Genomic DNA, 23,693 nt, shown 5'->3' on the forward strand with positions numbered 1-23,693 from the left:
TAGCTGCTATTATTGAGTTAAGGAATGAATCTAACTATAAGTTAAAAGAAATATTATCAGTAGCTATGATAGCGAAAAGTGTATACCATTATTGGAAATTACGACTTAGTGTCACTAAACATAAAGACAATTATTTAATTACTTTGATTAAAGAAATCATTAACAAACATAAAAATAGGATAGGTTATCGTACAGTAACCGACGAACTAAGAGAGTTAGGTTTTGTAGTTAACCATAAAAAAGTTCTTAGAATAATGAGAGAAAATAATTTACTTTGTACAAAGTTTAAGCATAGAAATAGAACATATAAGTCGTACAAAGGGAAAGTTGGCAAAACAGCTAAGAATAAATTGAATCGTAGATTCGTAACTAATCGCCCATATCAAAAATTACTTACTGATGTAACACAATTCAACATTAAAAATGGAACTAAGCTATATCTGTCAACAATTTTTGATGTATGTTCGAAAGAGATTATTTCTTATTCAATTAGTAAGCGTCCAACATTGGAATTCGTTATGGAATCATTGTTAAAAGCAATTAATGTAATTCCAGACCTTCCCTATAGAACTACAATCCATTCCGATCAAGGGTGGCAATATCAGCATAAATCTTGGGTACAAACTTTGAAAAAGAATAGAATTATTCAAAGCATGTCTAGAAAAGGTAATTGTCTTGATAATTCTCCGATGGAGAATTTCTTTGGTATTTTAAAACAAGAAATGTTTTATGGAGAAACATTTGATTCTTATGATGAACTAGAAGAGGAGATTATTGACTATATGGAGTATTATAATTTAGTCAGAAAGAAGAGAAAATTAAAAAGCAAGACTCCTGTAGAATACAGAAATCTTGCTTTAATGAAAGTAGCTTAATAAAAAGTTCAACTTTTTGGGTTCACTACATCAATGTAATTGATCAGTCATCTTTTTAATTATGCTTCTTTTTCGCAATATACAGACACACTGCCTGGATTTACTTTGAAGATGCCGTTACCTTTTTCATCGATGACTACACCTTCTTCAATTGTGTCGGTATAGTCATACCAAGTTTGTCCGGCACGATCTTCACCAACAAACATTTGTTTTTCGGCAGGTTGTTCACTGTTATTAATGATGACAGCACATCCTGATTTATCTTCGGCATATCCACGTCTAACCCAGCCGACAACATTTGGATGATCGAAGTAATCATCTTGCTGGCCATAAGCTTTTAATTTACGGACATAGAGTAACGGATCAATCGCCATCTGTTTACCGTCGATTGGATGATCTCCACCGATACCATAATAATCGCCATAGAATACACAAGGGAAACCATCTTCACGAAGTAAGATAAGTGCGTATGCAGATTGTTTAAACCAATCTTTAACAAATGATTCTAAAGCTTCACCTGGTTGAGAATCATGATTGTCTACAAAGGTTACTGCATGTTCAGGGTTCTCTTTAACTATAGTGCCATCAAATATTTGACGTAGATCATAAGCAGCGCCACCTTCTGAAGCGGCTTTAAAGTTAAAGTGTAGTCTTACATCGAATAAATCTAAGCTATATTCAGCTTCATCTAAAAAGTTCTCGTTCACTTCAAGATCCGGATTCCAGAATTCACCGACAAAATAGAAATCTTGTCCGCGATGTTCACGCATTGCGTGTATAAAGTCACGTATAAAATAACTCTCGATATGTTTAACAGCATCAAGACGCATACCATCAATATTTAATGTATCAGTAAACCATTTTCCCCAGTTGATCGTCTCATCGCGTACGTCGGGATGTTGGTAATCAACATTTGTAAACATTAGATAATCGAAGTTACCTTTTTCCTGATCGACATTTTCATTCCAGTCTTTATTCTCGCCTAAAATTTTAAATATACCAGTTCGTTCTGTACGATGGTCATAATCAGTACCATTGAAATGCGTGTAGTTCCATTCAAATGCACTGTATTTTTTATTACGACCCGGAAAATAGAACTTTGTAAACGCATCGATATCAAATGGCTCTGAAATTTCGGAATTTCTGTCATTTGGATCAACTTCTACAACGCGTACAGTTTCAGCTTCGTCAGCACCAGCTTTATGATTTAGAACGACATCGGCATAAACTTTAATATCTTGTTCATGAAGTGCTTCGATTGCTGCGATTAATTCTTCTTTCGTGCCGTATTTAGTTCGAACCTGTCCTTTTTGGTCGAATTCTCCTAAGTCGTATAAATCATATACGCTATAGCCGGTATTCGTTACATGGTCAGCTTTAGTTGCGGGTGGCAACCAGATTGCATCAAATCCTTTTTCTTTGAGTGCTGCAGCTTCATCCTTTAATCTGTTCCAGTGATTACCGTCATCGTTTGTATGCCATTCAAAATATTGCATAATTGTGTAGTTTTTAGTCATAGTGTTCTCCTTTAAATGTGTACCATATGTATATCTTAATTATTTTCAATTTAATCCGTAATCTATTATAGCCCTTTTAATAGAATATAACCTAGAATAAGAAATAAATTTATACAAAGTGACAATCTTTTGTTAAACTATAGCTATTAGAAATGAGAAGGAGCGTTTATTGTGCTGACAAAAGAACAAGTTATTGAATTAATCGAAAAGTTAAATGATCCAGTTGTGAATATTCCATTGAAAGAAACTGGCGGTGTGAAAGAAGTTTCTATTAAAGAAGAAAAGAATCATGTTTCAGTTAAGATTGGAATTGCTAAACTTGGTGGACAAGAACAGCTAGATCTACAAACGAAGATCGTTGAAGTATTAAAAGAAAATGGAGCAAATACTGTAGGACTTCGTTTTGAGCAATTAGATGATGAAGCTTTAGAACAATTCCGTGGTCAAACTTCATCAGAAATTGAACGATTAATTTCACCCGATGATAAAGTGAATTTTATTGCGATTGCTTCAGGTAAAGGTGGCGTAGGTAAATCTACAGTTTCTGTTAACTTAGCAGTTGCATTAGCACGATTAGGAAAGCGTGTTGGGTTAGTCGATGCGGATATATACGGATTTAGTGTACCTGATATGATGGGTATTTCAGAAAAACCTGAAATTGAAGGGAATAGAATTAAACCAGTTGAGCGTTTCGGGGTAAAAGTTATTTCAATGGCATTTTTCGTAGAAGAGAATACCCCTGTCATTTGGCGTGGTCCAATGTTAGGTAAAATGATCAATAACTTCTTCCAGGAAGTGAATTGGGGAGAATTAGATTATATCCTTTTAGATTTACCACCAGGTACAGGTGACGTGGCACTCGACGTTCATACAATGTTACCGAAGAGTAAAGAAATTATTGTAACAACTCCTCATCCGACAGCAGCATTTGTTGCAGCACGTGCGGGTGCTATGGCATTACATACTGATCATGAAATATTAGGTGTAGTGGAGAACATGTCATACTTTGAAAGCAAAGTGACAGGAGAGAAAGAGTATGTATTTGGTAAAGGTGGCGGAGAGAAGTTAGCATCTGAGTTAAATACAGAATTAATCGGACAATTACCACTTGCACAACCTGACTGGACTGAAGAAGCTTTTGCACCGTCAGTTTATGCTGAAGATCATCAATTAGGTCAAATTTATTTAAATATGGCAGAACGTATTATTAATAAAACAGAAGAAAAGTAATGAGGTATTAAAGTGACTTTAAAGAATTTAGGTAAATTTTACGGTATTACTTTATTAATCGGCCTTGTTTGTACAGTGCTAGTGAGTTTAGTTTTCGGATATGACAAACTAACAGTTTACTTAGTAAAAGGTGAAATGGGTGAGTTTTTAGCCGCACTTGTATGGTTTATGGGATATGGTTTGCTGATTGCATCTATTTCACAACTGGCATTTTTTGCTTATCTCTTTATCCATCAAATGGGTCAAGGAATATTCAAGAACGGATGGAATGCTATTCAGGTCGTAATTATATTGTTTGCGATTATTGATCTAGTATATTTCAGATATTTACGTTTCGGTAAACAGGACGGAGATATCTTGAAATTTATCTGGATTCCATTGCTTATCGTTATTTTTGGTATCGCAGTGGCAATTTATAAGAACAAACTCACAGGAAAGAATGTATTTATTCCGGCAATGTTCTTTATGGTCGTGATGACAACGGTAGAATTGATTCCATTTTTAAAAGTAAAAGATATGATGTGGCTATATTGCACGATATTTAGTTTGCTGTTATGTAATGCATTTCAACTATTATCGCTGCCAAAGTACAATCGTTTATCATTTGAAGAACGTAAAGCGCGTAAAATAGCGAGAGGTACATGGGAAGAACCTGTTACTGAAACTGTACAGAATATAAAGCAGTCACAATCAACACAAGTTGTATCCCATAAGAAAAAGAAATCAAATAGAAAGAAAAGATAAATCAGATTAGACGCAAGTTTAATCTGATTTTTCCTATGGAGGGATAAGATGAAAAGAGGATTGATTAGCGCATTAGTGATTATTATGTTTATGAGTGCGATTGAAACATCAATAATATCACTCGCGACACCTGCGATTGGGAAAGATTTAAATGCAACGCAGTCACTCGCATTGATTTTTACTACTTACATGATAGCAATTGTTATCGTAACGCCTATTGTTGGAGAACTGATGAAACGATTAGGGGCTAAACGTTTAATGCTACTTGGTATTATTGTCTTTATTATCGGCAGTATGCTATCTGGACTATCGTTTACATTTGAAATGCTACTTGCATCAAGATTAGTGCAGGGATTAGGTGCAGGAATTATGATGACGATGGGGAATATCATCCCGAAGATAGCGTTTGAAATTCCATACCGCTATAAAGTGATGGGAATCGTTGGTTCTGTATGGGGTATCTCGAGTATCATTGGACCGATACTCGGTGGGCTTATTCTTACTTACCTTAATTGGAGTTATTTATTCTACGTCAATGTGCCGTTAGCGCTTTTAGCAATAGTCCTTGTTATTAAATATTTTAAGTTTGAAGAAATGAAACAGGAAAGTAAATTTGATTTTAAAGGGTTGATATACTTTTATATCTTTCTTGGCAGTTTGCTTTGTGCATTATTAATAGAAACACATTGGTTTATTCATGTTGCTTTATTTATATTAGCGATGATGACATTAATCATATTCATAAAATATGAAAGCAGGATCGATGAACCATTTATCCCGGTGAAAGCTTTTAATAAGAGGATAGGCATCGTGATGGGTACGGATATGCTATATGCGATCATCATGATGGGGACAAATATTTTTCTGCCAATTTACCTTCAGACAGAAAAGGGATTAAGTCCTTTGCTTGCTGGACTGACTACGTTTACGATTTCGATATTCTGGTTGCTTTCAACATTTGTATTGAAGACACTCGAAACAAAACTTACTATACAACGTGTCTATCAATTAAGTTTCTTATATATGATTATAGGAAGTACGATCATATTCATTTTTGATCATGCGATAGCAGTAACGATAGCATCAGCATTTTTGGGCCTATCTTTTGGTACTGTATTTACTAAAAATATTGTAACGATACAGGAAAGTGCAGCACCTCACCAATTAGGTAGCATGATGAGTACTTATAGTTTACTTAAGTTTATCGGTTCAACAACTGGATCGATTATTATGTCCTTCTTCTATTACAGTAATGTATTTACTACGATAGATAATAATATGATATTCGGTATTTTAGTGGCCTTATTCTTAATCATCGTCTATCAATTCGTCTTTAAAAATAAGGCGGTTCAATAATCTTTACAGCGATTGAATGCTTGTTCAATCGCTGTTTTATTTTGCTTAACAGTAAGCATTCCGTAATTAATTTAAAAATAAACAAAAAAGTTTTAAAAAAGTATTGACGAAAGCAATCCATCTTGATAAGATATAAAAGTCGCTGAAAACAAGCGATGCACAGCTTTAAGACATTGAAAATAACAAAGTGAAAAAGTGTAAAACTTGCACTTGAAACTATGTTCATATCGATGTAATATAATAAAGCAAGAAAGATTACTGCTTGAAACGAAATGAACATTCAAGTGTAAAACTTCTTAAAAATAAGTGTTGCAAAGAGTTGAGAGTTATGGTAACATTAATTCTTGTAACGCGAAAAAATGAACATTGAAAACTGAATGACAATATGTCAACGTTAATTCCAATAATTTGAGTGAACTTAGTTCACTCCCAAGAGTGATTGCCATAAGCAATCAAAGAGCATTATCAAACAAACTATTATGGAGAGTTTGATCCTGGCTCAGGATGAACGCTGGCGGCGTGCCTAATACATGCAAGTCGAGCGAATTGACAGAGGTGCTTGCACCTCTCGATTTTAGCGGCGGACGGGTGAGTAACACGTGGGTAACCTACCTATAAGACTGGGATAACTTCGGGAAACCGGAGCTAATACCGGATAATATTTAGCTTCGCATGAAGCAATAGTGAAAGACGGTTCTGCTGTCACTTATAGATGGACCTGCGGTGTATTAGCTAGTTGGTGAGGTAACGGCTCACCAAGGCAACGATACATAGCCGACCTGAGAGGGTGATCGGCCACACTGGGACTGAGACACGGCCCAGACTCCTACGGGAGGCAGCAGTAGGGAATCTTCCGCAATGGACGAAAGTCTGACGGAGCAACGCCGCGTGAGTGAAGAAGGTTTTCGGATCGTAAAACTCTGTTGTAAGGGAAGAACAAGTACGTTAGTAACTGAACGTACCTTGACGGTACCTTACCAGAAAGCCACGGCTAACTACGTGCCAGCAGCCGCGGTAATACGTAGGTGGCAAGCGTTATCCGGAATTATTGGGCGTAAAGCGCGCGTAGGCGGTCTCTTAAGTCTGATGTGAAAGCCCCCGGCTCAACCGGGGAGGGTCATTGGAAACTGGGAGACTTGAGTACAGAAGAGGAGAGTGGAATTCCATGTGTAGCGGTGAAATGCGCAGAGATATGGAGGAACACCAGTGGCGAAGGCGGCTCTCTGGTCTGTAACTGACGCTGAGGTGCGAAAGCGTGGGGATCAAACAGGATTAGATACCCTGGTAGTCCACGCCGTAAACGATGAGTGCTAAGTGTTGGGGGGTTTCCGCCCCTCAGTGCTGCAGCTAACGCATTAAGCACTCCGCCTGGGGAGTACGGTCGCAAGACTGAAACTCAAAGGAATTGACGGGGACCCGCACAAGCGGTGGAGCATGTGGTTTAATTCGAAGCAACGCGAAGAACCTTACCAAATCTTGACATCCTTTGACAACTCTAGAGATAGAGCTTTCCCCTTCGGGGGACAAAGTGACAGGTGGTGCATGGTTGTCGTCAGCTCGTGTCGTGAGATGTTGGGTTAAGTCCCGCAACGAGCGCAACCCTTATCTTTAGTTGCCATCATTAAGTTGGGCACTCTAGAGAGACTGCCGGTGACAAACCGGAGGAAGGTGGGGATGACGTCAAATCATCATGCCCCTTATGATTTGGGCTACACACGTGCTACAATGGATGGTACAAAGGGCAGCAAAACCGCGAGGTCAAGCAAATCCCATAAAACCATTCTCAGTTCGGATTGTAGTCTGCAACTCGACTACATGAAGCTGGAATCGCTAGTAATCGTAGATCAGCATGCTACGGTGAATACGTTCCCGGGTCTTGTACACACCGCCCGTCACACCACGAGAGTTTGTAACACCCGAAGCCGGTGGAGTAACCTTTTAGGAGCTAGCCGTCGAAGGTGGGACAGATGATTGGGGTGAAGTCGTAACAAGGTAGCCGTATCGGAAGGTGCGGCTGGATCACCTCCTTTCTAAGGATAATTACGGAAATCAGACTTCTAAGTCTGATAGGGATTAACATTGACATATTGTATTCAGTTTTGAATGTTTATCGGACCTTCGGTCCAGTAAGTCATTCTAATTGTACTTTGAAAACTAGATAAAGTAAGAAGAAATAAAAGATTTTACCAAGCAAAACCGAGTGAGTTCATTTTTGAATTCTTAAAAAAATCGCGCGTCTGCATGGAAAAACGGAAGCAAGCGTTCTGGCTTGATTCATTTTTGATAAACTGACCGACAGCGCAAGCTGGAGTGGAATTTTAGAAAATGATGAAAGACAGCGAAGCTGAAGTTAGACAATGCAGACATCACAATTATTAATAACAGATTAAGTTATTAAGGGCGCACGGTGGATGCCTTGGCACTAGAAGCCGAAGAAGGACGTTACTAACGACGATATGCTTTGGGGAGCTGTAAGTAAGCTTTGATCCAGAGATTTCCGAATGGGGAAACCCAGCATGAGTTATGTCATGTTATCCATATATGAATACATAGTATATGAGAAGGCACACCCGGAGAACTGAAACATCTAAGTACCCGGAGGAAGAGAAAGAAAACTCGATTCCCTTAGTAGCGGCGAGCGAAACGGGAAGAGCCCAAACCAGAGAGCTTGCTCTCTGGGGTTGTAGGACACTCAATACGGAGTTACAAAGGAACAGTTTAGACGAATGACTTTGGAAAAGTCAGCCATAGAAGGTAAAGGCCCTGTAGTCGAAAAGTTGTTCTCTCCTGAGTGGATCCTGAGTACGGCGGAACACGTGGAATTCCGTCGGAATCCGGGAGGACCATCTCCCAAGGCTAAATACTCTCTAGTGACCGATAGTGAACCAGTACCGTGAGGGAAAGGTGAAAAGCACCCCGGAAGGGGAGTGAAATAGAACCTGAAACCGTGTGCTTACAAGTAGTCAGAGCCCGTTAATGGGTGATGGCGTGCCTTTTGTAGAATGAACCGGCGAGTTACGATTTGATGCAAGGTTAAGCAGTATATGTGGAGCCGTAGCGAAAGCGAGTCTGAATAGGGCGAATGAGTATCAGGTCGTAGACCCGAAACCAGGTGATCTACCCATGTCCAGGTTGAAGTTCAGGTAACACTGAATGGAGGACCGAACCGACTTACGTTGAAAAGTGAGCGGATGAGGTGTGGGTAGCGGAGAAATTCCAATCGAACCTGGAGATAGCTGGTTCTCTCCGAAATAGCTTTAGGGCTAGCCTCGTGTGATGATTATTGGAGGTAGAGCACTGTTTGGACTAGGGGCCCCCCTCGGGTTACCGAATTCAGACAAACTCCGAATGCCAAATAATTTAACACGGGAGTCAGACTGCGGGTGATAAGGTCCGTAGTCGAGAGGGAAACAGCCCAGACCACCAGCTAAGGTCCCAAAATATATGTTAAGTGGAAAAGGATGTGGCGTTGCCCAGACAACTAGGATGTTGGCTTAGAAGCAGCCATCATTTAAAGAGTGCGTAATAGCTCACTAGTCGAGTGACGCTGCGCCGAAAATGTACCGGGGCTAAACATATTACCGAAGCTGTGGATTGTCCTATGGACAATGGTAGGAGAGCGTTCTAAGCAGCGTCGAAGCATGATCGCAAGGACATGTGGAGCGCTTAGAAGTGAGAATGCCGGTGTGAGTAGCGAAAGACGGGTGAGAATCCCGTCCACCGATTGACTAAGGTTTCCAGAGGAAGGCTCGTCCGCTCTGGGTTAGTCGGGACCTAAGCCGAGGCCGAATGGCGTAGGCGATGGATAACAGGTAGATATTCCTGTACCACCTAAGATTGTTTGAACGATGGGGGGACGCAGTAGGATAGGCGAAGCGTACTGTTGGTTATGTACGTCCAAGCACTGAGACTGAGTATTAGGCAAATCCGGTACTCTTAAGGTCAAGGTGTGATGGGGAGCGAAATTATAGTAGCGAAGTCGTTGATTTCACACTGCCAAGAAAAGCCTCTAGTTAGAAATTAGGTGCCCGTACCGCAAACCGACACAGGTAGTCAAGATGAGAATTCTAAGGTGAGCGAGCGAACTCTCGTTAAGGAACTCGGCAAAATGACCCCGTAACTTCGGGAGAAGGGGTGCTTTTTAGGGTGCAAGCCTTGAAGAGCCGCAGTGAATAGGCCCAAGCGACTGTTTATCAAAAACACAGGTCTCTGCAAAACCGTAAGGTGACGTATAGGGGCTGACGCCTGCCCGGTGCTGGAAGGTTAAAAGGAGTGGTTAGCATTAGCGAAGCTACGAATTGAAGCCCCAGTAAACGGCGGCCGTAACTATAACGGTCCTAAGGTAGCGAAATTCCTTGTCGGGTAAGTTCCGACCCGCACGAAAGGCGTAACGATTTGGGCACTGTCTCAACGAGAGACTCGGTGAAATCATAGTACCTGTGAAGATGCAGGTTACCCGCGACAGGACGGAAAGACCCCGTGGAGCTTTACTGCAGCCTGATATTGAAATTCGGCACAGCTTGTACAGGATAGGTAGGAGCCTTTGAAGCGTGAGCGTCAGCTTACGTGGAGGCGTTGGTGGGATACTACCCTGGCTGTGTTGACTTTCTAACCCGCACCACTTATCGTGGTGGGAGACAGTGTCAGGCGGGCAGTTTGACTGGGGCGGTCGCCTCCTAAAGAGTAACGGAGGCGCTCAAAGGTTCCCTCAGAATGGTTGGAAATCATTCGCAGAGTGTAAAGGCACAAGGGAGCTTGACTGCAAGACCTACAAGTCGAGCAGGGTCGAAAGACGGACTTAGTGATCCGGTGGTTCCGCATGGAAGGGCCATCGCTCAACGGATAAAAGCTACCCCGGGGATAACAGGCTTATCTCCCCCAAGAGTTCACATCGACGGGGAGGTTTGGCACCTCGATGTCGGCTCATCGCATCCTGGGGCTGTAGTCGGTCCCAAGGGTTGGGCTGTTCGCCCATTAAAGCGGTACGCGAGCTGGGTTCAGAACGTCGTGAGACAGTTCGGTCCCTATCCGTCGTGGGCGTAGGAAATTTGAGAGGAGCTGTCCTTAGTACGAGAGGACCGGGATGGACATACCTCTGGTGTACCAGTTGTCGCGCCAGCGGCATAGCTGGGTAGCTATGTATGGACGGGATAAGTGCTGAAAGCATCTAAGCATGAAGCCCCCCTCAAGATGAGATTTCCCAACTTCGGTTATAAGATCCCTCAAAGATGATGAGGTTAATAGGTTCGAGGTGGAAGTACAGTAATGTATGGAGCTGACGAATACTAATCGATCGAAGACTTAATCAATTTTATGTTAAAAGCGTAAGCGAGCGTTATGGCTTGATTCATTTTTGATAAACTGACTGACAGCGCAGCTGGAATGGAAGTTTAGAAAATGATGAAAGACAGCGAAGCTGAAGCTGGATATAGATTTTTTGCACGGTGATGTTTGGTACATCATATTTCTTCTTAAGTTTATCTAGTTTTGAAGGTACAATACCTTTAATATACTTTGTCTGGTGACGATGGCAGAGAGGTCACACCTGTTCCCATACCGAACACAGAAGTTAAGCTCTCTAGCGCCGATGGTAGTTGGTCTTACGATCCGCGAGAGTAGGACGTTGCCGGGCAATTTTTATATTTATCCACAGTAGCTCAGTGGTAGAGCTATCGGCTGTTAACCGATCGGTCGTAGGTTCGAGTCCTACCTGTGGAGCCATTTAGGCCCCTTGGTCAAGCGGTTAAGACACCGCCCTTTCACGGCGGTAACACGGGTTCGAATCCCGTAGGGGTCACCATTTGGAGGATTAGCTCAGCTGGGAGAGCATCTGCCTTACAAGCAGAGGGTCGGCGGTTCGAGCCCGTCATCCTCCACCATTTTTGGAAACAATCAGCATACATATACGGAGGGGTAGCGAAGTGGCTAAACGCGGCGGACTGTAAATCCGCTCCTTCGGGTTCGGCAGTTCGAATCTGCCCCCCTCCACCATCTTATTGGGCTATAGCCAAGCGGTAAGGCAACGGACTTTGACTCCGTCACTCGTTGGTTCGAATCCAGCTAGCCCAGCCATTTTTTAGAGCCATTAGCTCAGTTGGTAGAGCATTTGACTTTTAATCAAAGGGTCAGAGGTTCGAATCCTCTATGGCTCATCATTAAGCATCCTGTATAGGGTGCTTTTTTTGTGGTCTTTTTTCTCATAAATTCATTATTATCAGTGTATAGCTTATCAATATTATACATAAATATCCATTTTATTCATTTATGCATAAAAATATTGTATATTCGCTTTATGTTGTATAAAATTAAAGTAGTCAGATTATTTAAAAATTTATGGAATAAGGGGAATACATAATGAATAAGACAATCGAGATTATTGGAGCGCCAAGTGCTTTTGGTCAACGTAAACTAGGGGTGAATATGGGACCAGATGCTATGCGCTATGCTGGATTAATTGAAAGATTAGAAAATATAGGTCATACAGTTATTGACCAGGGTAATGTGGAATTACCAGCAATTGATATGAAAAAATATAAATCAGAACAAGGTGGTCTTCGTAATTTAGAAGAGGTTACCACATTCTGTGAATCACTTTGTGAAAAAGTTGATGGGGTAGTACAAAAAGGTAATTATCCTGTTGTCATTGGTGGAGACCATTCAATTGCAATGGGTACTATCAGCGGTATTGCTAAGCATTATGAAAATTTAGGTGTAATCTGGTATGATGCGCATGGTGATTTAAATATCGATGAAACTTCACCGTCTGGTAACATTCATGGCATGCCACTAAGAGCTTTAATCGGAGATGGTCATGAAGATTTAGTTAATATCGGTGGGTATAAGAATAAAGTGAAAATAGAAAATATCGTATTAATCGGTATGCGTGATCTTGATGAAGGCGAGAAAGCATACATTAAAGAAGTAGGTATTAAAACATATACGATGGCTGATATCGATCGTTTAGGTATTGGTACAGTGATTGCGGAAACATTAGCTTATTTAGATAAATGTGATGGCATCCATTTATCATTAGATGTTGATGCTTTAGATCCTGTAGAAACACCAGGAACAGGAACAACAGTGCCAGGTGGTATTACATATCGTGAAAGTCACTTTGCATTAGAGTTATTAAATGATAGTGAAAAAATTACTTCATTTGAAATCGTAGAGGTGAATCCTTTAATCGATATTTATAACAAGACAGCAGAGCAAGCTGTTGGTTTAGTAGGATCTTTCTTTGGAGAGAAATTATTATAAATAAGTAATAAAAATATTCCCTGCCAATTAATTTTGGTCAGGGAATATTTTTATTTGGTAATTTGAGTCAGCATTTTTAGATGAAGCTTTCTTCACATACTTTTTAAGGTCTCTTTTAAATTCAGGAAATTCTTTTTCGTTGATTTGAAGCTTAAATGATAGACTATCTTTCTTGCTATCTTCTTCTACATATTTCAGTAAATCTAGCTTAGGAACAAGTTGTTTTGCAACAGGTGCATAAAATTTCTGAATAATACTATGCTTTTGTTCTGTCTTCACTAATTCTATAATGCCTTGTTTTTCAAGTTCTGCTAAGTGGTAATGAATTTTTGCACGCGGAATTTCTAATTCATCTGCGAGCTGCTGTCCAGTTTTCGCTTCAACTGCAAGTAATTCTAATAATTTAATACGAAAAGGGTCACTTACGCACTTTAACTGAGCAAGGTTTTCGATAACTAAAATATCTAACATTACGCTTCTCCTTAGTATTATTACTTATTTTATTTAGATAATTATATTATCGTTGTTAACATCAATTATGTCAACGAATTACACTAATTGTTTAATTTTAGCATTATACTAAATGTAATTATTTTTCATGGATTTTTAGTTTTTGTTTAAAAGATAAATAGACATGTTGGAAATATTAATGATATTTATAATTTCTTAACATTTTTGTGATGCGTGTAAAAATGTTGTATATTTATATTATTGTTATCAAGTGACTGTAATACCAAATGTTACTTTAATTTTATCATTTAACAATGTCTAAAAGTATCTATCTATATAATAAGTTACGTATGGAATGTTAACTTTATTTCGTTTATGATGATATTATATGAAAAAGAGGTGAATCTCGTGGTTGGTCAAAGAATAAAAGAATTACGTAATCAGGCAAATTTAACACAACAGGAATTAGCAGAAGGTATTATTTCAAGAACATATTTAAGTTTAATAGAAAAGAATTCGGTACATCCTTCTACCAATGTCCTAAAGAAATTGAGTGTGCGTTTAAATTGTACATTGGAGGATTTTACAAATACATCTGAAGATCGTAATTTAAGTTTATTAGAGATTAAAAAAGAGATTAAATGGGCTGAGAATCATGTTTTGATGAATGATTTCAAAAAACTTGGAGCGTTTATCAATAAGAATTACGAAACGCTTGAGAGCATTACAGAAGCTGAACGTGGAGCTATCAGCTGGGTAACAGCCAGTTATTATTTTCACCAAAAAGACTATGATAATGCCCGTAAGTATGTAGAGAAGGCGATAGCTATCGTTAAGAAGATGCGTGAAGTTACTATTTATTTACGTTCATTAGAGCTGTTAGGCAGGATTGAATATGAAGTTGGCAATGTTATGGAGGCAATTAATCAATTAACTAAAGCAAATAATATTACAATCGTTGAGAATGTGGTAAATATTACGCGTGTCTCTATCCTTTACCATTTAGGTAAGTATTATTCACGTATCGGTGAATTTTACGTTGCAATTAAACTGTGTGAAGAAGCAATCGATCTAAATATGAAGCTTAATACGTATCATATGGCGTTAAATATCGAGAATACATTAGGCCGTTCTTACCATGCAACGAAAGATTTTGAACAGGCTGAATATCATTATCGCAGAGCAATTAGTTATGCTGAACTGCGCCCAGTCTCATTTGATCTAATAGGTAGTTTGAGTAATCTCGCGATGCTCTTAATGGAGCTGAATCGTACAGATGAAGCATATGAAATCATTTTAAAATGTAATAAAATGCTTGATAACTATAGATTTGATCATCCTTATGCAGTTAATATTCGCCTGCACTTAGCTGAGGTGATGATTCGCAAAGGTATTTATGAAGATGCAAGAGCGATAATCGCAGAAAATATTAAAAATGATGATACTGGATATGGTGAAGAGTTGATGGGTGACCTCGAATATCAACTGGAGAACTATCAAGGTGCATTAACTTACTACAAAATTGCGTTAAATGGTAATGAGCATGTGTACTATTTTGGTAGAATTTCGAAAAAGATTGCAGAAATTTATGTGAAACTTGGAGATTTAGAACAATCCAATGAATATTATAAAAAATGCATCAATCTATACGAAGATTCCCTGCCATACATGGTATAATTATTTTTAGCATGAATATGGAGGAGATACAATGCAGCTCTTTAGTGTACTTGATAATTTAAGTACTGTTAAGATCATTACGGGCATCTTAGACTTGCTGATTGTATGGTATGTTATTTATTTGCTAATCAATGCAATTAAAGGCACGAAAGCCATCCAATTATTAAAAGGTATCTTCTTTATTCTGATTGGTAGAACACTGAGTAATCAGCTGGATTTAACAACAACGACGAAAATGTTTGATATGGTTATGGAATGGGGTTTCTTAGCCATCATTGTTATCTTTCAACCAGAATTAAGAAGAGCTTTAGAACAGCTCGGACGAGGTAGTTTATTTAAACGCAATGCAGCAAATTTAAAGGTTAACCAGGCAAAGCTTACAGATGCCATGGTAAAATCAGTACAGTACATGGCGAAACGTCGTATTGGTGCGTTAATCGTCTTTGAAAAAGAAACGGGTTTACAGGATTATATAGAAACAGGTATACCAATCAATGCAGATATATCATCTGAATTATTAATTAATATATTTATTCCTAATACGCCTTTACATGATGGTGCGATGATTGTACAGGGTGATAAGATTGCTGTTGCAGCAAGTTATCTTCCTTTATCAGATAGTGCTAAGATTCAAAAGAGTTTAGGAACACGTCACCGTGCCGCAGTAGGTATTTCTGAAGTATCAGATGCTTTTACTGTAGTTGTTTCTGAAGAGACAGGCGACATTTCAGTGACATATAACGGCAGATTACGAAAAGATGTATCATTAGAAGTGTTTGAGGCCTTGCTTACGGAACATTGGTTTAGTACACATGTCACGAAGAAAGGTGTTGAAGAATAATGCTTGAGAATAAATGGGGACTGAGATTTGTTGCATTTGTGCTTGCTTTGTTTTTATTTTTATCAGTCAACGATGTCTTCGCACTTTTAGGTGATAATAAATTCAACCAGAAGGATCAGACGGTCATTGAAGATGTTCCGGTTAAAATTGTGTATGATGATAAAAACTTATATTTAACGGGTGCGCCGAAGACAGTAAATGTTCGAGTGAGCGGTCCACAGTCTATCGTAAAGAAGACGGAGAGTATGATGGACTTTACGGTGACGCTTGACTTGTCCAGTTCTAAAGTTGGAGAATATAAAAAGAAGTTTAAAGTAAAAGGGATTTCTGATAAATTAAATTATGAAGTGATTCCGAAATTTGCAAATATCACTTTATCTGAAAAGATTAAAGATACAAGACAAGTAGAAGCAGAAGTGAGCAATTCTCGTATTGCGACGGGTTATGAATTAACAGGTAAAGAAGTTGATCCATCACAAGTTACCATTACTGGTGGGGAAGATGAGATTAATAAGATTGCATATGTGAAAGCAACATTGCAGGATAATACGAAACTATCTAAGACTACAAGTGAAGAAGCAGAAGTTAATGTATTTGATTCTAATCTTAATAAACTTGATGTATCCGTAAAACCTGCTAAAGTAAAAGTTAACATCAAGATTGCACCGACTTCAAAGACGGTAGTGATTAGTGCAAAGAAATCAGGAAAGTTACCTTCAAACCTAAAACTAAACAGTCTGGAACTATCTGAATCTGAAGTAGAACTATTTGGAAAGCGTTCGGTGCTAGATGGTATCGGTAGTTTAGCGATAGAAGTTGATTTATCGAAAGTAACAAAAGATACAGTCGTTAAGGAAAATATTCCTTTACCGAAAGACGTATCAAGTGCTAATCCAAAGCAAGTAGAAATTATGATAGATGTATCTAAAAAATAACGATATGAATAAAAGGAGTATAAAAAATGGGTAAATATTTTGGGACAGACGGTGTAAGAGGTGTAGCTAATAGTGAGTTAACACCAGAATTAGCTTTTGAATTAGGCCGATACGGTGGTTATGTATTAGCACACGGAGGAACGGCTAAACCAACAGTAGTTGTAGGTCGTGACACACGTGTTTCTGGTATTATGTTAGAGTCAGCACTTGTAGCAGGATTATTATCTACAGGTGCAGAAGTAATGCGTTTAGGCGTTATTTCTACACCAGGTGTTGCTTATTTAACGAGAGAATTAAATGCACAAGCTGGCGTTATGATTTCTGCAAGTCATAATCCAGTACAAGATAATGGCATTAAATTCTTCGGTTCAGATGGTTATAAATTAAGTGATGCACAAGAAGCGGACATCGAAGCTTTATTAGATGCGAAAGAAGACACTTTACCACGTCCAACAGGCGTTGATTTGGGCCATACTTCAGATTACTTTGAAGGTGGACAAAAGTATTTAAGCTTTATTAAATCAACGATCGATGGTGACTTAGAAGGATTAAAGATCGCATTAGATGGTGCACATGGTTCAACATATTCATTAGCGCCTTATTTATTCGGTGACTTAGAAGCTGATACAGTAACAATTGGCTGTAATCCAGATGGCAACAACATCAATGATGGTGTAGGTTCAACACACCCTGAAGGATTAGCAGAATTAGTAGTGGACTCTGGTAGTGACTTTGGTTTAGCATTTGATGGTGATGGCGACCGTATTATCGCAGTAGACGAAAAAGGACAAATTGTTGATGGCGACCAAATTATGTTTATTTTAGCGCAAAGTATGCATAATGAAGGCACTTTAAAAGACAACATGGTTGTATCAACTGTAATGAGTAACTTAGGATTCTATAAAGCATTAGATGCATTTGATATTAAATCAAATAAAACTAAAGTAGGAGACCGTTACGTTGTTGAAGAAATGAGAAACGGTAAGTACAACTTAGGTGGAGAGCAGTCAGGACATATTGTAATGATGGATTACAATACGACTGGTGACGGGTTATTAACAGGTGTTCATTTAGCGAGCATCATTAAGAAATCTGGTAAGACACTAAGTGAGTTAGCAGGACAAATGAAGAAATATCCACAACGTTTAGTGAACATCCGCGTTTCAGATAAACATGCTGTTGAAGAGAACTCAGCAGTCGCTGAATCAATTGCAAAAGTTGAAGCAGAAATGAACGGTGAAGGACGCGTATTAGTACGTCCATCTGGAACTGAACCATTAGTACGTGTAATGGTTGAAGCGAAAACTGAAGAAGATGCTGAACGTTTTGTACACAGTATCTCTGATGTTGTACGTGAACATATGGGGATTGAATAATATTATATAAGAGGACCAAATCTTCTGATTTGGTCTTTTTTATGGTTCTTAAATCTAAAAGATAATTATTTAATCTTTATGAACTATAATCATTTCGAAATAATCTTGCAAATAATGATATTAAAAAAATAATTTAACTCATATTTATAGTGTAATAATATAAATCTAAAGCTTGTGTTGTTTTGATATATAAGACAAGTTGTATTAATAGTTCTATTTCCGAAAGATATAATCTTCTAATACTTGTCTAATTTATATAAAATATAGTACAATTACAGAAGTTTAACTGAAAGCGAGGGTAGATAAAAACTGAATATACAGCGCCAGAACAGGAAACTGTTGACGAGGAAGATGGTTATCGAAAATTCGGCGGATGCCATCACGGATAGTAGCTATTCGATAGTTGATGTAACAAACCACTTGGGCAACTGAGTGAACAAAAGACATCAACATAGCACAAATAATCAATCTATTTAAATTAACTTATTTTAAATGCGCCAATGCGCTCAGGAGGAACTTATTATGTGTGGTATCGTAGGTTATATTGGAACACAAGATGCAAAAGAAATTTTATTAAAAGGTTTAGAAAAATTAGAATACCGTGGTTACGATTCAGCGGGTATCGCTGTACGTAATGGTGAAGATGTACGTGTGTATAAAGAAAAAGGTCGTATTGCTGAACTACGTAAAGCAGTAGATTCAACGTTTGAATCAACGACTGGGATTGGTCATACACGTTGGGCAACTCACGGTGTACCAAATCGTGAAAACTCTCATCCACATCAATCTGAAAGTGGTCGTTTCACTTTAGTACATAACGGTGTTATTGAAAATTATGAACAATTAAAAGAAGAATTCTTATCAGGAGTAACTTTTAAATCAGATACAGATACTGAAATTATTGTTCAATTAGTAGAACACTTCTCAAAAGAAGGTTTAGATACAGAGAAAGCTTTCACTGAAGTAATCAAATTATTACACGGTTCATATGCATTAGGATTATTAGATAGCGGAAACCCAGATGTTATTTATGTTGCAAAAAACAAATCTCCATTATTAGTAGGTTTAGGTGATGGATTCAACGTTATCGCATCTGATGCGATGGCGATGTTACAAGTAACAGATACTTACGTTGAATTAACTGACGGCGAAATCGTTCTTGTAGAAAAAGGAAAAGTTACAATTAAAGATCAAGACGGTAAAGAAATTAAACGTAAACCGTACAAAGCTGAAATTGATGCAAGTGATATCGAAAAAGGTACATTTGCTCATTACATGTTAAAAGAAATTCATGAACAACCAGCTGTAATGCGTAAAATCATTCAAAAATATCAAGATGATAAAGGTAACTTAGTCATTGATAAAGACATTGTAAAAGCAGTACGTAAAGCAGATCGTATCTATATCGTAGCGTGTGGTACTTCTTACCATGCTGGTTTAGTTGGTAAAGAATACTTAGAGAAATGGGCAAACGTACCTACAGAAGTACATGTTGCATCTGAGTTCGTATACAATATGCCTTTAATTTCTAAGAAGCCATTATTTATCTTCATTTCACAATCAGGTGAAACAGCAGATAGTCGTGCAGTATTAGTTGAAGCAAAAAAATTAGGTTACCCAGCGTTAACAGTAACTAACGTGCCTGGATCAACTTTATCACGTGAAGCTGATCATACATTAATCTTACATGCAGGACCAGAAATCGCTGTAGCATCAACTAAAGCTTACACAGCTCAAATTGCAGTACTTGCTATTTTAGCTCAAGTTGTAGCTAAGGATTCTGGTATTGACACAGGTGTTAACTTATTGCCTGAACTTGCTAAAGTTACTTCTGCAATCGTATCAATCGTTGATGATGCAAATAAAATGGAAGATTTAGCACGTCAATTCTTATCTACAACACGCAACGCATTCTTTATTGGACGTACAATGGACTACTATGTAGGTCTTGAAGGTGCGTTAAAATTAAAAGAAATTTCTTACATCCAGGCTGAAGGATTCGCCGGTGGAGAATTAAAACACGGAACAATTGCTTTAATTGAAGAAGGTACGCCAGTAATTGCCTTAGCTACTCAAGAAGCAGTGAACTTATCAATCCGTGGTAACGTGAAAGAAGTAGTAGCTCGTGGTGCAAATCCATGTATCATTTCTATGTCAGGATTAGAGCAAGATGGAGATGCATATGTCATTCCAGCGGTTCATGATATGTTAACACCATTAGTATCAGTTATTACGTTACAATTAATTTCTTATTATGCAGCTTTACACAGAGGTGCAGACGTAGATAAACCACGTAACTTAGCAAAATCTGTTACAGTAGAATAATATAAATATTATTAAGTGTCTAAACATTATAGTTTAGGCACTTTTTTTATAGCAAAAATCAATATTATGCAAGTAATTAGTTATTTTTGTGAACTTCAAATTATTGGTTGAATTTGTATTTTAAAAGGAATATGTTAAAATTGTAAATAATGAATAATTAAAAGGAGAGTGGATTAAATGAATAAAAAATTCAAAACTGCTGCTGCTTTTGCCATCGCGTCGTCACTATTAATTGGAACGGGTGCAGGAGTAACTTCTGCAGATGCCGCTACGAAACCCACATCGAAAGTCGTAACGCCATATTATAATTACAAAGGTTACGTAAAGAACAACACGAAATTCTTATTGGACAAGGACTTTGTACGCGCATTAAAGTATGACAACATCAAGATGAATGGCTATAAATTGAATCTTAAAGGTGTAAATGGCTATGGTACAAAAGATTTCCTTAAATACGATACTTATTACAAAAAAGACAAAAAAAATCGTATAACAATGATCAGACCTTTAGTTGGCAATGAGAAGAAAGTGACACTGAAACAGTTTCTTAAAGCACATAAAGGCAATCAGCTTGTGAAAAAAGGTAAAGGTGAAAAACCGAATATGTATGAACTATATTATAAAACAAATGGAGCAGAATATTTTGCTTCATTTGAAAAAGGATATTTGATTTATTTTGAATACAGCGTTCAAGCAAAATAGTTATAGAGCCTCCTATGCAATCATACATAGGAGGTTTTAATGTTATTAGAGGCAAATAAGTCTTAAAAATTTATATATTTTTAAACACTTATCTATATGCTTTTGTTATATAATGGAACTGATGAGAGGATGATGAAAATGAAAAAACTAATGACTTGTTGTATAGCTATGTTGTTACTGTTCACTTTAACAGTTGATGCGAATGCGGCATTAAAGAAACCTTCTGTTCCTAACTTAAAGAACAAGACGGTTGTTCAGGCGATGAAAAAAGGGAATTATAAATTAAACGGTATTAAAATCGGTAACACGTACGGCTATGTGAAGCAAAAATGGGTGAAACCTTCTTTTAAAGTGACGTCGCTTTATCAACGTTATGATTTTGAATATCATTATTTGACAGAACGTGGTGATAATACGATTCTTTACTTTACAGGTAAACGTGGTGATAAACCGGAGCAATATCGTCTGCGTTCAATAAGTTTTGCAGGTATTCCGCAATACTTTACAGTAAGTGATATGAATAAATATTGGGGAGAAGGCGATCTTTATTATCCTCAGGCAGGTACGATTAATTACATTCAGGGTAATACATTATTATCATTTGATGTTAATGGGAGTATTGCTTATGTTGCACAATTACATCCTGAAGATATTAAAGAGATACTAAGAAAATTTGCATTTTAAAATAAAAATTAAATATAGTAAATAACCACCAATAATAAGGTATTATTGGTGGTTATCTACTTGATTAAAGTTGATTAGTTGTTTTTCATTAGACATTTATCGCTTGTTTTTTCCGTTTAATTGATTGATTCGTGTTCGTATTTCAAAAAATACCGATAAAATAAGCATGAATTGAACAATCTTCGTTAAAATACCTAAGTCATATATAAATATACCGATTAACACAATTAACCCGAATATAAATAGCAGAACTGCTGCTATAAGCTGTTGTTTAACCATAGCAGTCGTCACAACTTTACCAGACTGCATAAGCATTGCATTGTATAAATTAAATAGCATAAACAAACCAATTGACATTAAATAGAGCGCGTTGACGACTCTCTTCGGATCATTATGTGTAACCCCATCATATAAATTAAAAATTTGTGCCATAAAAAATAATAATGCAAAAAATCCAATTAAAATATTACCGAACTTCATCATGTACTCCTTTTGAATGTATAAAATAATATAATATACAATTATCATACCATAAATGCATTTTATCCAATCAATGTGAAGTTAGATTGATGTATTATGGATGATAAAAAGGAGGGATTTACGATGAAAATTTTAATAGCACCTGATTCCTACAAAGAATGTTTAAGTGCGATGCGTGTGGCAGAATGCATAGCTAAGGGATTACAAGCATCAATACCTGATGCTGAAGTGATTCTTCGTCCGATGGCAGACGGTGGAGAAGGAACGGTTGATGCATTAATCTATGGATTGAATGGTAAGAAAGAAGAGATACATACTGTTGATATGTTTAGAAGGCCATTGACGACATATTATGGCAAGCTTGATGACACAACTGCAGTGATTGAAGTGGCTAATATTATCGGAATGGAAGTAACGCGAGCGCGTAATCCTTATCTTGCTTCAAGCTTTGGTGTTGGTGATGTTATACGTCAGTTAATTGAACGTGGATATAAGAAAGTATTTATCGGTTTAGGCGGTAGTCTAACGAATGATGGCGGTGCAGGTTTATTAGAGGCACTTGGATTACAATTTATTGATAATAAAGGACGAATCCTTACTATTAATGGTAGAAACTTATCCGAAATTAGATTGATAAAAGGCCACCTGATACCTGCGCTAAAAGAAATTGAACTTCATTTAATTTGTGATGTGACAAACCCTTTAACCGGTGAGCATGGTGCAACATATACTTATGGTAAACAAAAGGGAATTGAAGAAGAAGAGATGAAAGCTTTTGATGAAAGTATTGCCTCATTTGCTGTTAAATTAGAACAGCATTTAAATGTACACTGTCATCATATAGAAGGTGCCGGTGCAGCTGGTGGCATAGGATATGGATTATTATGTGTTGGTGCTGTGATGCATAATGGTGCTGAATATATTGCAGATATTGTATTGAACGATCTTGATTTAAAGACATTCGATTATATCTTCACTGGTGAAGGGAAAAGTGACTTCCAGACACAGTACGGAAAGCTACCAGTTTGTGTTGCAAATAGAGGGAATGATGTGGGCGTGCAATCAATACTTGTGGCAGGGGGCTTAGGTACAAATTACGAAGCACTTTATGATCACTTCTTAAGTATCCACGCAATTACTGATGGACCGATGTCACTAGATGATGCGATGGATAATGCTGAAAGATTAATCAGTAACACGTGTAGGAATATAGGAAGATTATTGAAATAATTGTTAATATTATT

16 protein-coding genes, 6 tRNA genes and 3 rRNA genes are annotated in these 23,693 nt (G+C 37.7%); 22 read left to right on the forward strand and 3 right to left on the reverse strand.

Features of this window, described 5'->3' with window-relative positions; translation table 11 throughout:
* Positions 1 to 11: 11 nt before the first annotated feature.
* Positions 12 to 875 carry an IS3 family transposase gene (locus HT586_RS02520; protein ID WP_232618444.1) on the forward strand — a complete coding sequence of 288 codons (864 nt, stop codon included), beginning with the start codon at positions 12 to 14 and terminating at the stop codon, positions 873 to 875.
* A 59-nt stretch (positions 876 to 934) separates the two neighbouring features.
* Here HT586_RS02520 and HT586_RS02525 read toward each other — a convergent pair whose 3' ends face one another.
* Positions 935 to 2,392, reverse strand: coding sequence for an alpha-amylase (locus HT586_RS02525; protein WP_188018138.1), 1,458 nt, complete (start codon positions 2,390 to 2,392; stop codon positions 935 to 937).
* 171 nt (positions 2,393 to 2,563) lie between these two features.
* Between HT586_RS02525 and HT586_RS02530 the strand changes: the two genes are divergently transcribed.
* From HT586_RS02530 to rocF, 13 genes are all read left to right on the forward strand, one after another.
* A complete protein-coding gene (locus HT586_RS02530) occupies positions 2,564 to 3,622 on the forward strand; it encodes an Mrp/NBP35 family ATP-binding protein (RefSeq protein WP_203546169.1) in 1,059 nt (352 codons plus the stop codon).
* Positions 3,623 to 3,634: 12 nt separating this feature from the next.
* Positions 3,635 to 4,366: a KinB-signaling pathway activation protein gene (locus tag HT586_RS02535; RefSeq protein WP_203546170.1), complete on the forward strand. Its 732-nt coding sequence runs from the start codon at positions 3,635 to 3,637 to the stop codon at positions 4,364 to 4,366.
* A gap of 48 nt (positions 4,367 to 4,414) precedes the next feature.
* Entirely contained in the window at positions 4,415 to 5,722 is a 1,308-nt protein-coding gene (locus HT586_RS02540; protein ID WP_133354265.1) for an MFS transporter, read from the forward strand.
* A 476-nt stretch (positions 5,723 to 6,198) separates the two neighbouring features.
* A 16S ribosomal RNA gene (locus HT586_RS02545) occupies positions 6,199 to 7,752 on the forward strand.
* A 354-nt stretch (positions 7,753 to 8,106) separates the two neighbouring features.
* A 23S ribosomal RNA gene (locus tag HT586_RS02550) occupies positions 8,107 to 11,031 on the forward strand.
* A 208-nt stretch (positions 11,032 to 11,239) separates the two neighbouring features.
* Positions 11,240 to 11,354: ribosomal RNA gene (gene rrf / locus HT586_RS02555) — 5S ribosomal RNA — on the forward strand.
* The 16S, 23S and 5S rRNA genes sit together here with 6 tRNA genes alongside, the layout of an rRNA operon.
* Before the next feature lie 14 nt (positions 11,355 to 11,368).
* Positions 11,369 to 11,443 (forward strand) — tRNA-Asn (locus HT586_RS02560).
* 4 nt (positions 11,444 to 11,447) lie between these two features.
* A tRNA-Glu gene (locus HT586_RS02565) sits at positions 11,448 to 11,522 on the forward strand.
* Between the two features lie 3 nt (positions 11,523 to 11,525).
* Positions 11,526 to 11,601: transfer RNA gene (locus HT586_RS02570), tRNA-Val, on the forward strand.
* A gap of 28 nt (positions 11,602 to 11,629) precedes the next feature.
* Positions 11,630 to 11,713, forward strand: a tRNA-Tyr gene (locus HT586_RS02575).
* A gap of 6 nt (positions 11,714 to 11,719) precedes the next feature.
* Positions 11,720 to 11,794, forward strand: a tRNA-Gln gene (locus HT586_RS02580).
* Positions 11,795 to 11,801: 7 nt separating this feature from the next.
* Positions 11,802 to 11,874 (forward strand) — tRNA-Lys (locus HT586_RS02585).
* Between the two features lie 202 nt (positions 11,875 to 12,076).
* Positions 12,077 to 12,979 (forward strand): arginase, encoded by a 903-nt coding sequence (rocF, locus tag HT586_RS02590; protein WP_203546171.1) that lies wholly within the window; start codon positions 12,077 to 12,079, stop codon positions 12,977 to 12,979.
* Positions 12,980 to 13,006: 27 nt separating this feature from the next.
* On the opposite strand, the gene HT586_RS02595 is transcribed toward rocF, so the two are convergent.
* Positions 13,007 to 13,450 (reverse strand): ArsR/SmtB family transcription factor, encoded by a 444-nt coding sequence (locus tag HT586_RS02595; protein WP_203546172.1) that lies wholly within the window; start codon positions 13,448 to 13,450, stop codon positions 13,007 to 13,009.
* Positions 13,451 to 13,837: 387 nt separating this feature from the next.
* Here HT586_RS02595 and HT586_RS02600 point away from each other — a divergent pair, with 387 nt between their 5' ends.
* From HT586_RS02600 to HT586_RS02630, 7 genes are all read left to right on the forward strand, one after another.
* Positions 13,838 to 15,106: a tetratricopeptide repeat protein gene (locus tag HT586_RS02600; protein ID WP_203546173.1), complete on the forward strand. Its 1,269-nt coding sequence runs from the start codon at positions 13,838 to 13,840 to the stop codon at positions 15,104 to 15,106.
* 31 nt (positions 15,107 to 15,137) lie between these two features.
* Positions 15,138 to 15,947, forward strand: a complete 810-nt coding sequence (cdaA, locus tag HT586_RS02605) for a diadenylate cyclase CdaA (RefSeq protein ID WP_096077325.1) — start codon at positions 15,138 to 15,140, stop codon at positions 15,945 to 15,947.
* The gene (locus HT586_RS02610; protein ID WP_096077324.1) at positions 15,947 to 16,882 is read left to right on the forward strand and encodes a CdaR family protein; all 936 of its coding nucleotides are present in this window, start codon (positions 15,947 to 15,949) and stop codon (positions 16,880 to 16,882) included. The genes cdaA and HT586_RS02610 overlap by 1 nt, the downstream gene beginning before the upstream one ends.
* Positions 16,883 to 16,908: 26 nt before the next feature.
* On the forward strand, positions 16,909 to 18,258 hold the full coding sequence (gene glmM, locus HT586_RS02615) for a phosphoglucosamine mutase (RefSeq protein WP_133355023.1): 1,350 nt from the start codon (positions 16,909 to 16,911) through the stop codon (positions 18,256 to 18,258).
* Positions 18,259 to 18,780: 522 nt separating this feature from the next.
* A complete protein-coding gene (glmS, locus tag HT586_RS02620) occupies positions 18,781 to 20,583 on the forward strand; it encodes a glutamine--fructose-6-phosphate transaminase (isomerizing) (protein WP_203546174.1) in 1,803 nt (600 codons plus the stop codon).
* 177 nt (positions 20,584 to 20,760) lie between these two features.
* Entirely contained in the window at positions 20,761 to 21,285 is a 525-nt protein-coding gene (gene isaB / locus HT586_RS02625; RefSeq protein WP_096077321.1) for an immunodominant staphylococcal antigen IsaB family protein, read from the forward strand.
* A gap of 138 nt (positions 21,286 to 21,423) precedes the next feature.
* Positions 21,424 to 21,969, forward strand: a complete 546-nt coding sequence (locus HT586_RS02630) for a hypothetical protein (RefSeq protein ID WP_203546175.1) — start codon at positions 21,424 to 21,426, stop codon at positions 21,967 to 21,969.
* 96 nt (positions 21,970 to 22,065) lie between these two features.
* Here HT586_RS02630 and HT586_RS02635 read toward each other — a convergent pair whose 3' ends face one another.
* A complete protein-coding gene (locus tag HT586_RS02635) occupies positions 22,066 to 22,449 on the reverse strand; it encodes a hypothetical protein (protein WP_203546176.1) in 384 nt (127 codons plus the stop codon).
* A gap of 123 nt (positions 22,450 to 22,572) precedes the next feature.
* Between HT586_RS02635 and HT586_RS02640 the strand changes: the two genes are divergently transcribed.
* Entirely contained in the window at positions 22,573 to 23,679 is a 1,107-nt protein-coding gene (locus HT586_RS02640; RefSeq protein WP_203546177.1) for a glycerate kinase, read from the forward strand.
* Positions 23,680 to 23,693 lie beyond the last annotated feature (14 nt).

The sequence above is a fragment of the Macrococcoides bohemicum genome (genome assembly GCF_016865215.1).
Lineage (GTDB): Bacteria > Bacillota > Bacilli > Staphylococcales > Staphylococcaceae > Macrococcoides > Macrococcoides bohemicum.

Excerpts from the sequence above, each read along its gene's own strand:
- HT586_RS02525 (WP_188018138.1), bottom strand. The coding sequence starts at position 2,392 with ATGACTAAAAACTACACAATTATGCAATATTTTGAATGGCATACAAAC.
- HT586_RS02540 (WP_133354265.1), top strand. The coding sequence starts at position 4,415 with ATGAAAAGAGGATTGATTAGCGCATTAGTGATTATTATGTTTATGAGT.
- rocF (WP_203546171.1), top strand. The coding sequence starts at position 12,077 with ATGAATAAGACAATCGAGATTATTGGAGCGCCAAGTGCTTTTGGTCAA.
- HT586_RS02595 (WP_203546172.1), bottom strand. The coding sequence starts at position 13,450 with ATGTTAGATATTTTAGTTATCGAAAACCTTGCTCAGTTAAAGTGCGTA.
- cdaA (WP_096077325.1), top strand. The coding sequence starts at position 15,138 with ATGCAGCTCTTTAGTGTACTTGATAATTTAAGTACTGTTAAGATCATT.
- HT586_RS02610 (WP_096077324.1), top strand. The coding sequence starts at position 15,947 with ATGCTTGAGAATAAATGGGGACTGAGATTTGTTGCATTTGTGCTTGCT.
- glmM (WP_133355023.1), top strand. The coding sequence starts at position 16,909 with ATGGGTAAATATTTTGGGACAGACGGTGTAAGAGGTGTAGCTAATAGT.
- glmS (WP_203546174.1), top strand. The coding sequence starts at position 18,781 with ATGTGTGGTATCGTAGGTTATATTGGAACACAAGATGCAAAAGAAATT.
- isaB (WP_096077321.1), top strand. The coding sequence starts at position 20,761 with ATGAATAAAAAATTCAAAACTGCTGCTGCTTTTGCCATCGCGTCGTCA.
- HT586_RS02630 (WP_203546175.1), top strand. The coding sequence starts at position 21,424 with ATGAAAAAACTAATGACTTGTTGTATAGCTATGTTGTTACTGTTCACT.
- HT586_RS02635 (WP_203546176.1), bottom strand. The coding sequence starts at position 22,449 with ATGAAGTTCGGTAATATTTTAATTGGATTTTTTGCATTATTATTTTTT.
- HT586_RS02640 (WP_203546177.1), top strand. The coding sequence starts at position 22,573 with ATGAAAATTTTAATAGCACCTGATTCCTACAAAGAATGTTTAAGTGCG.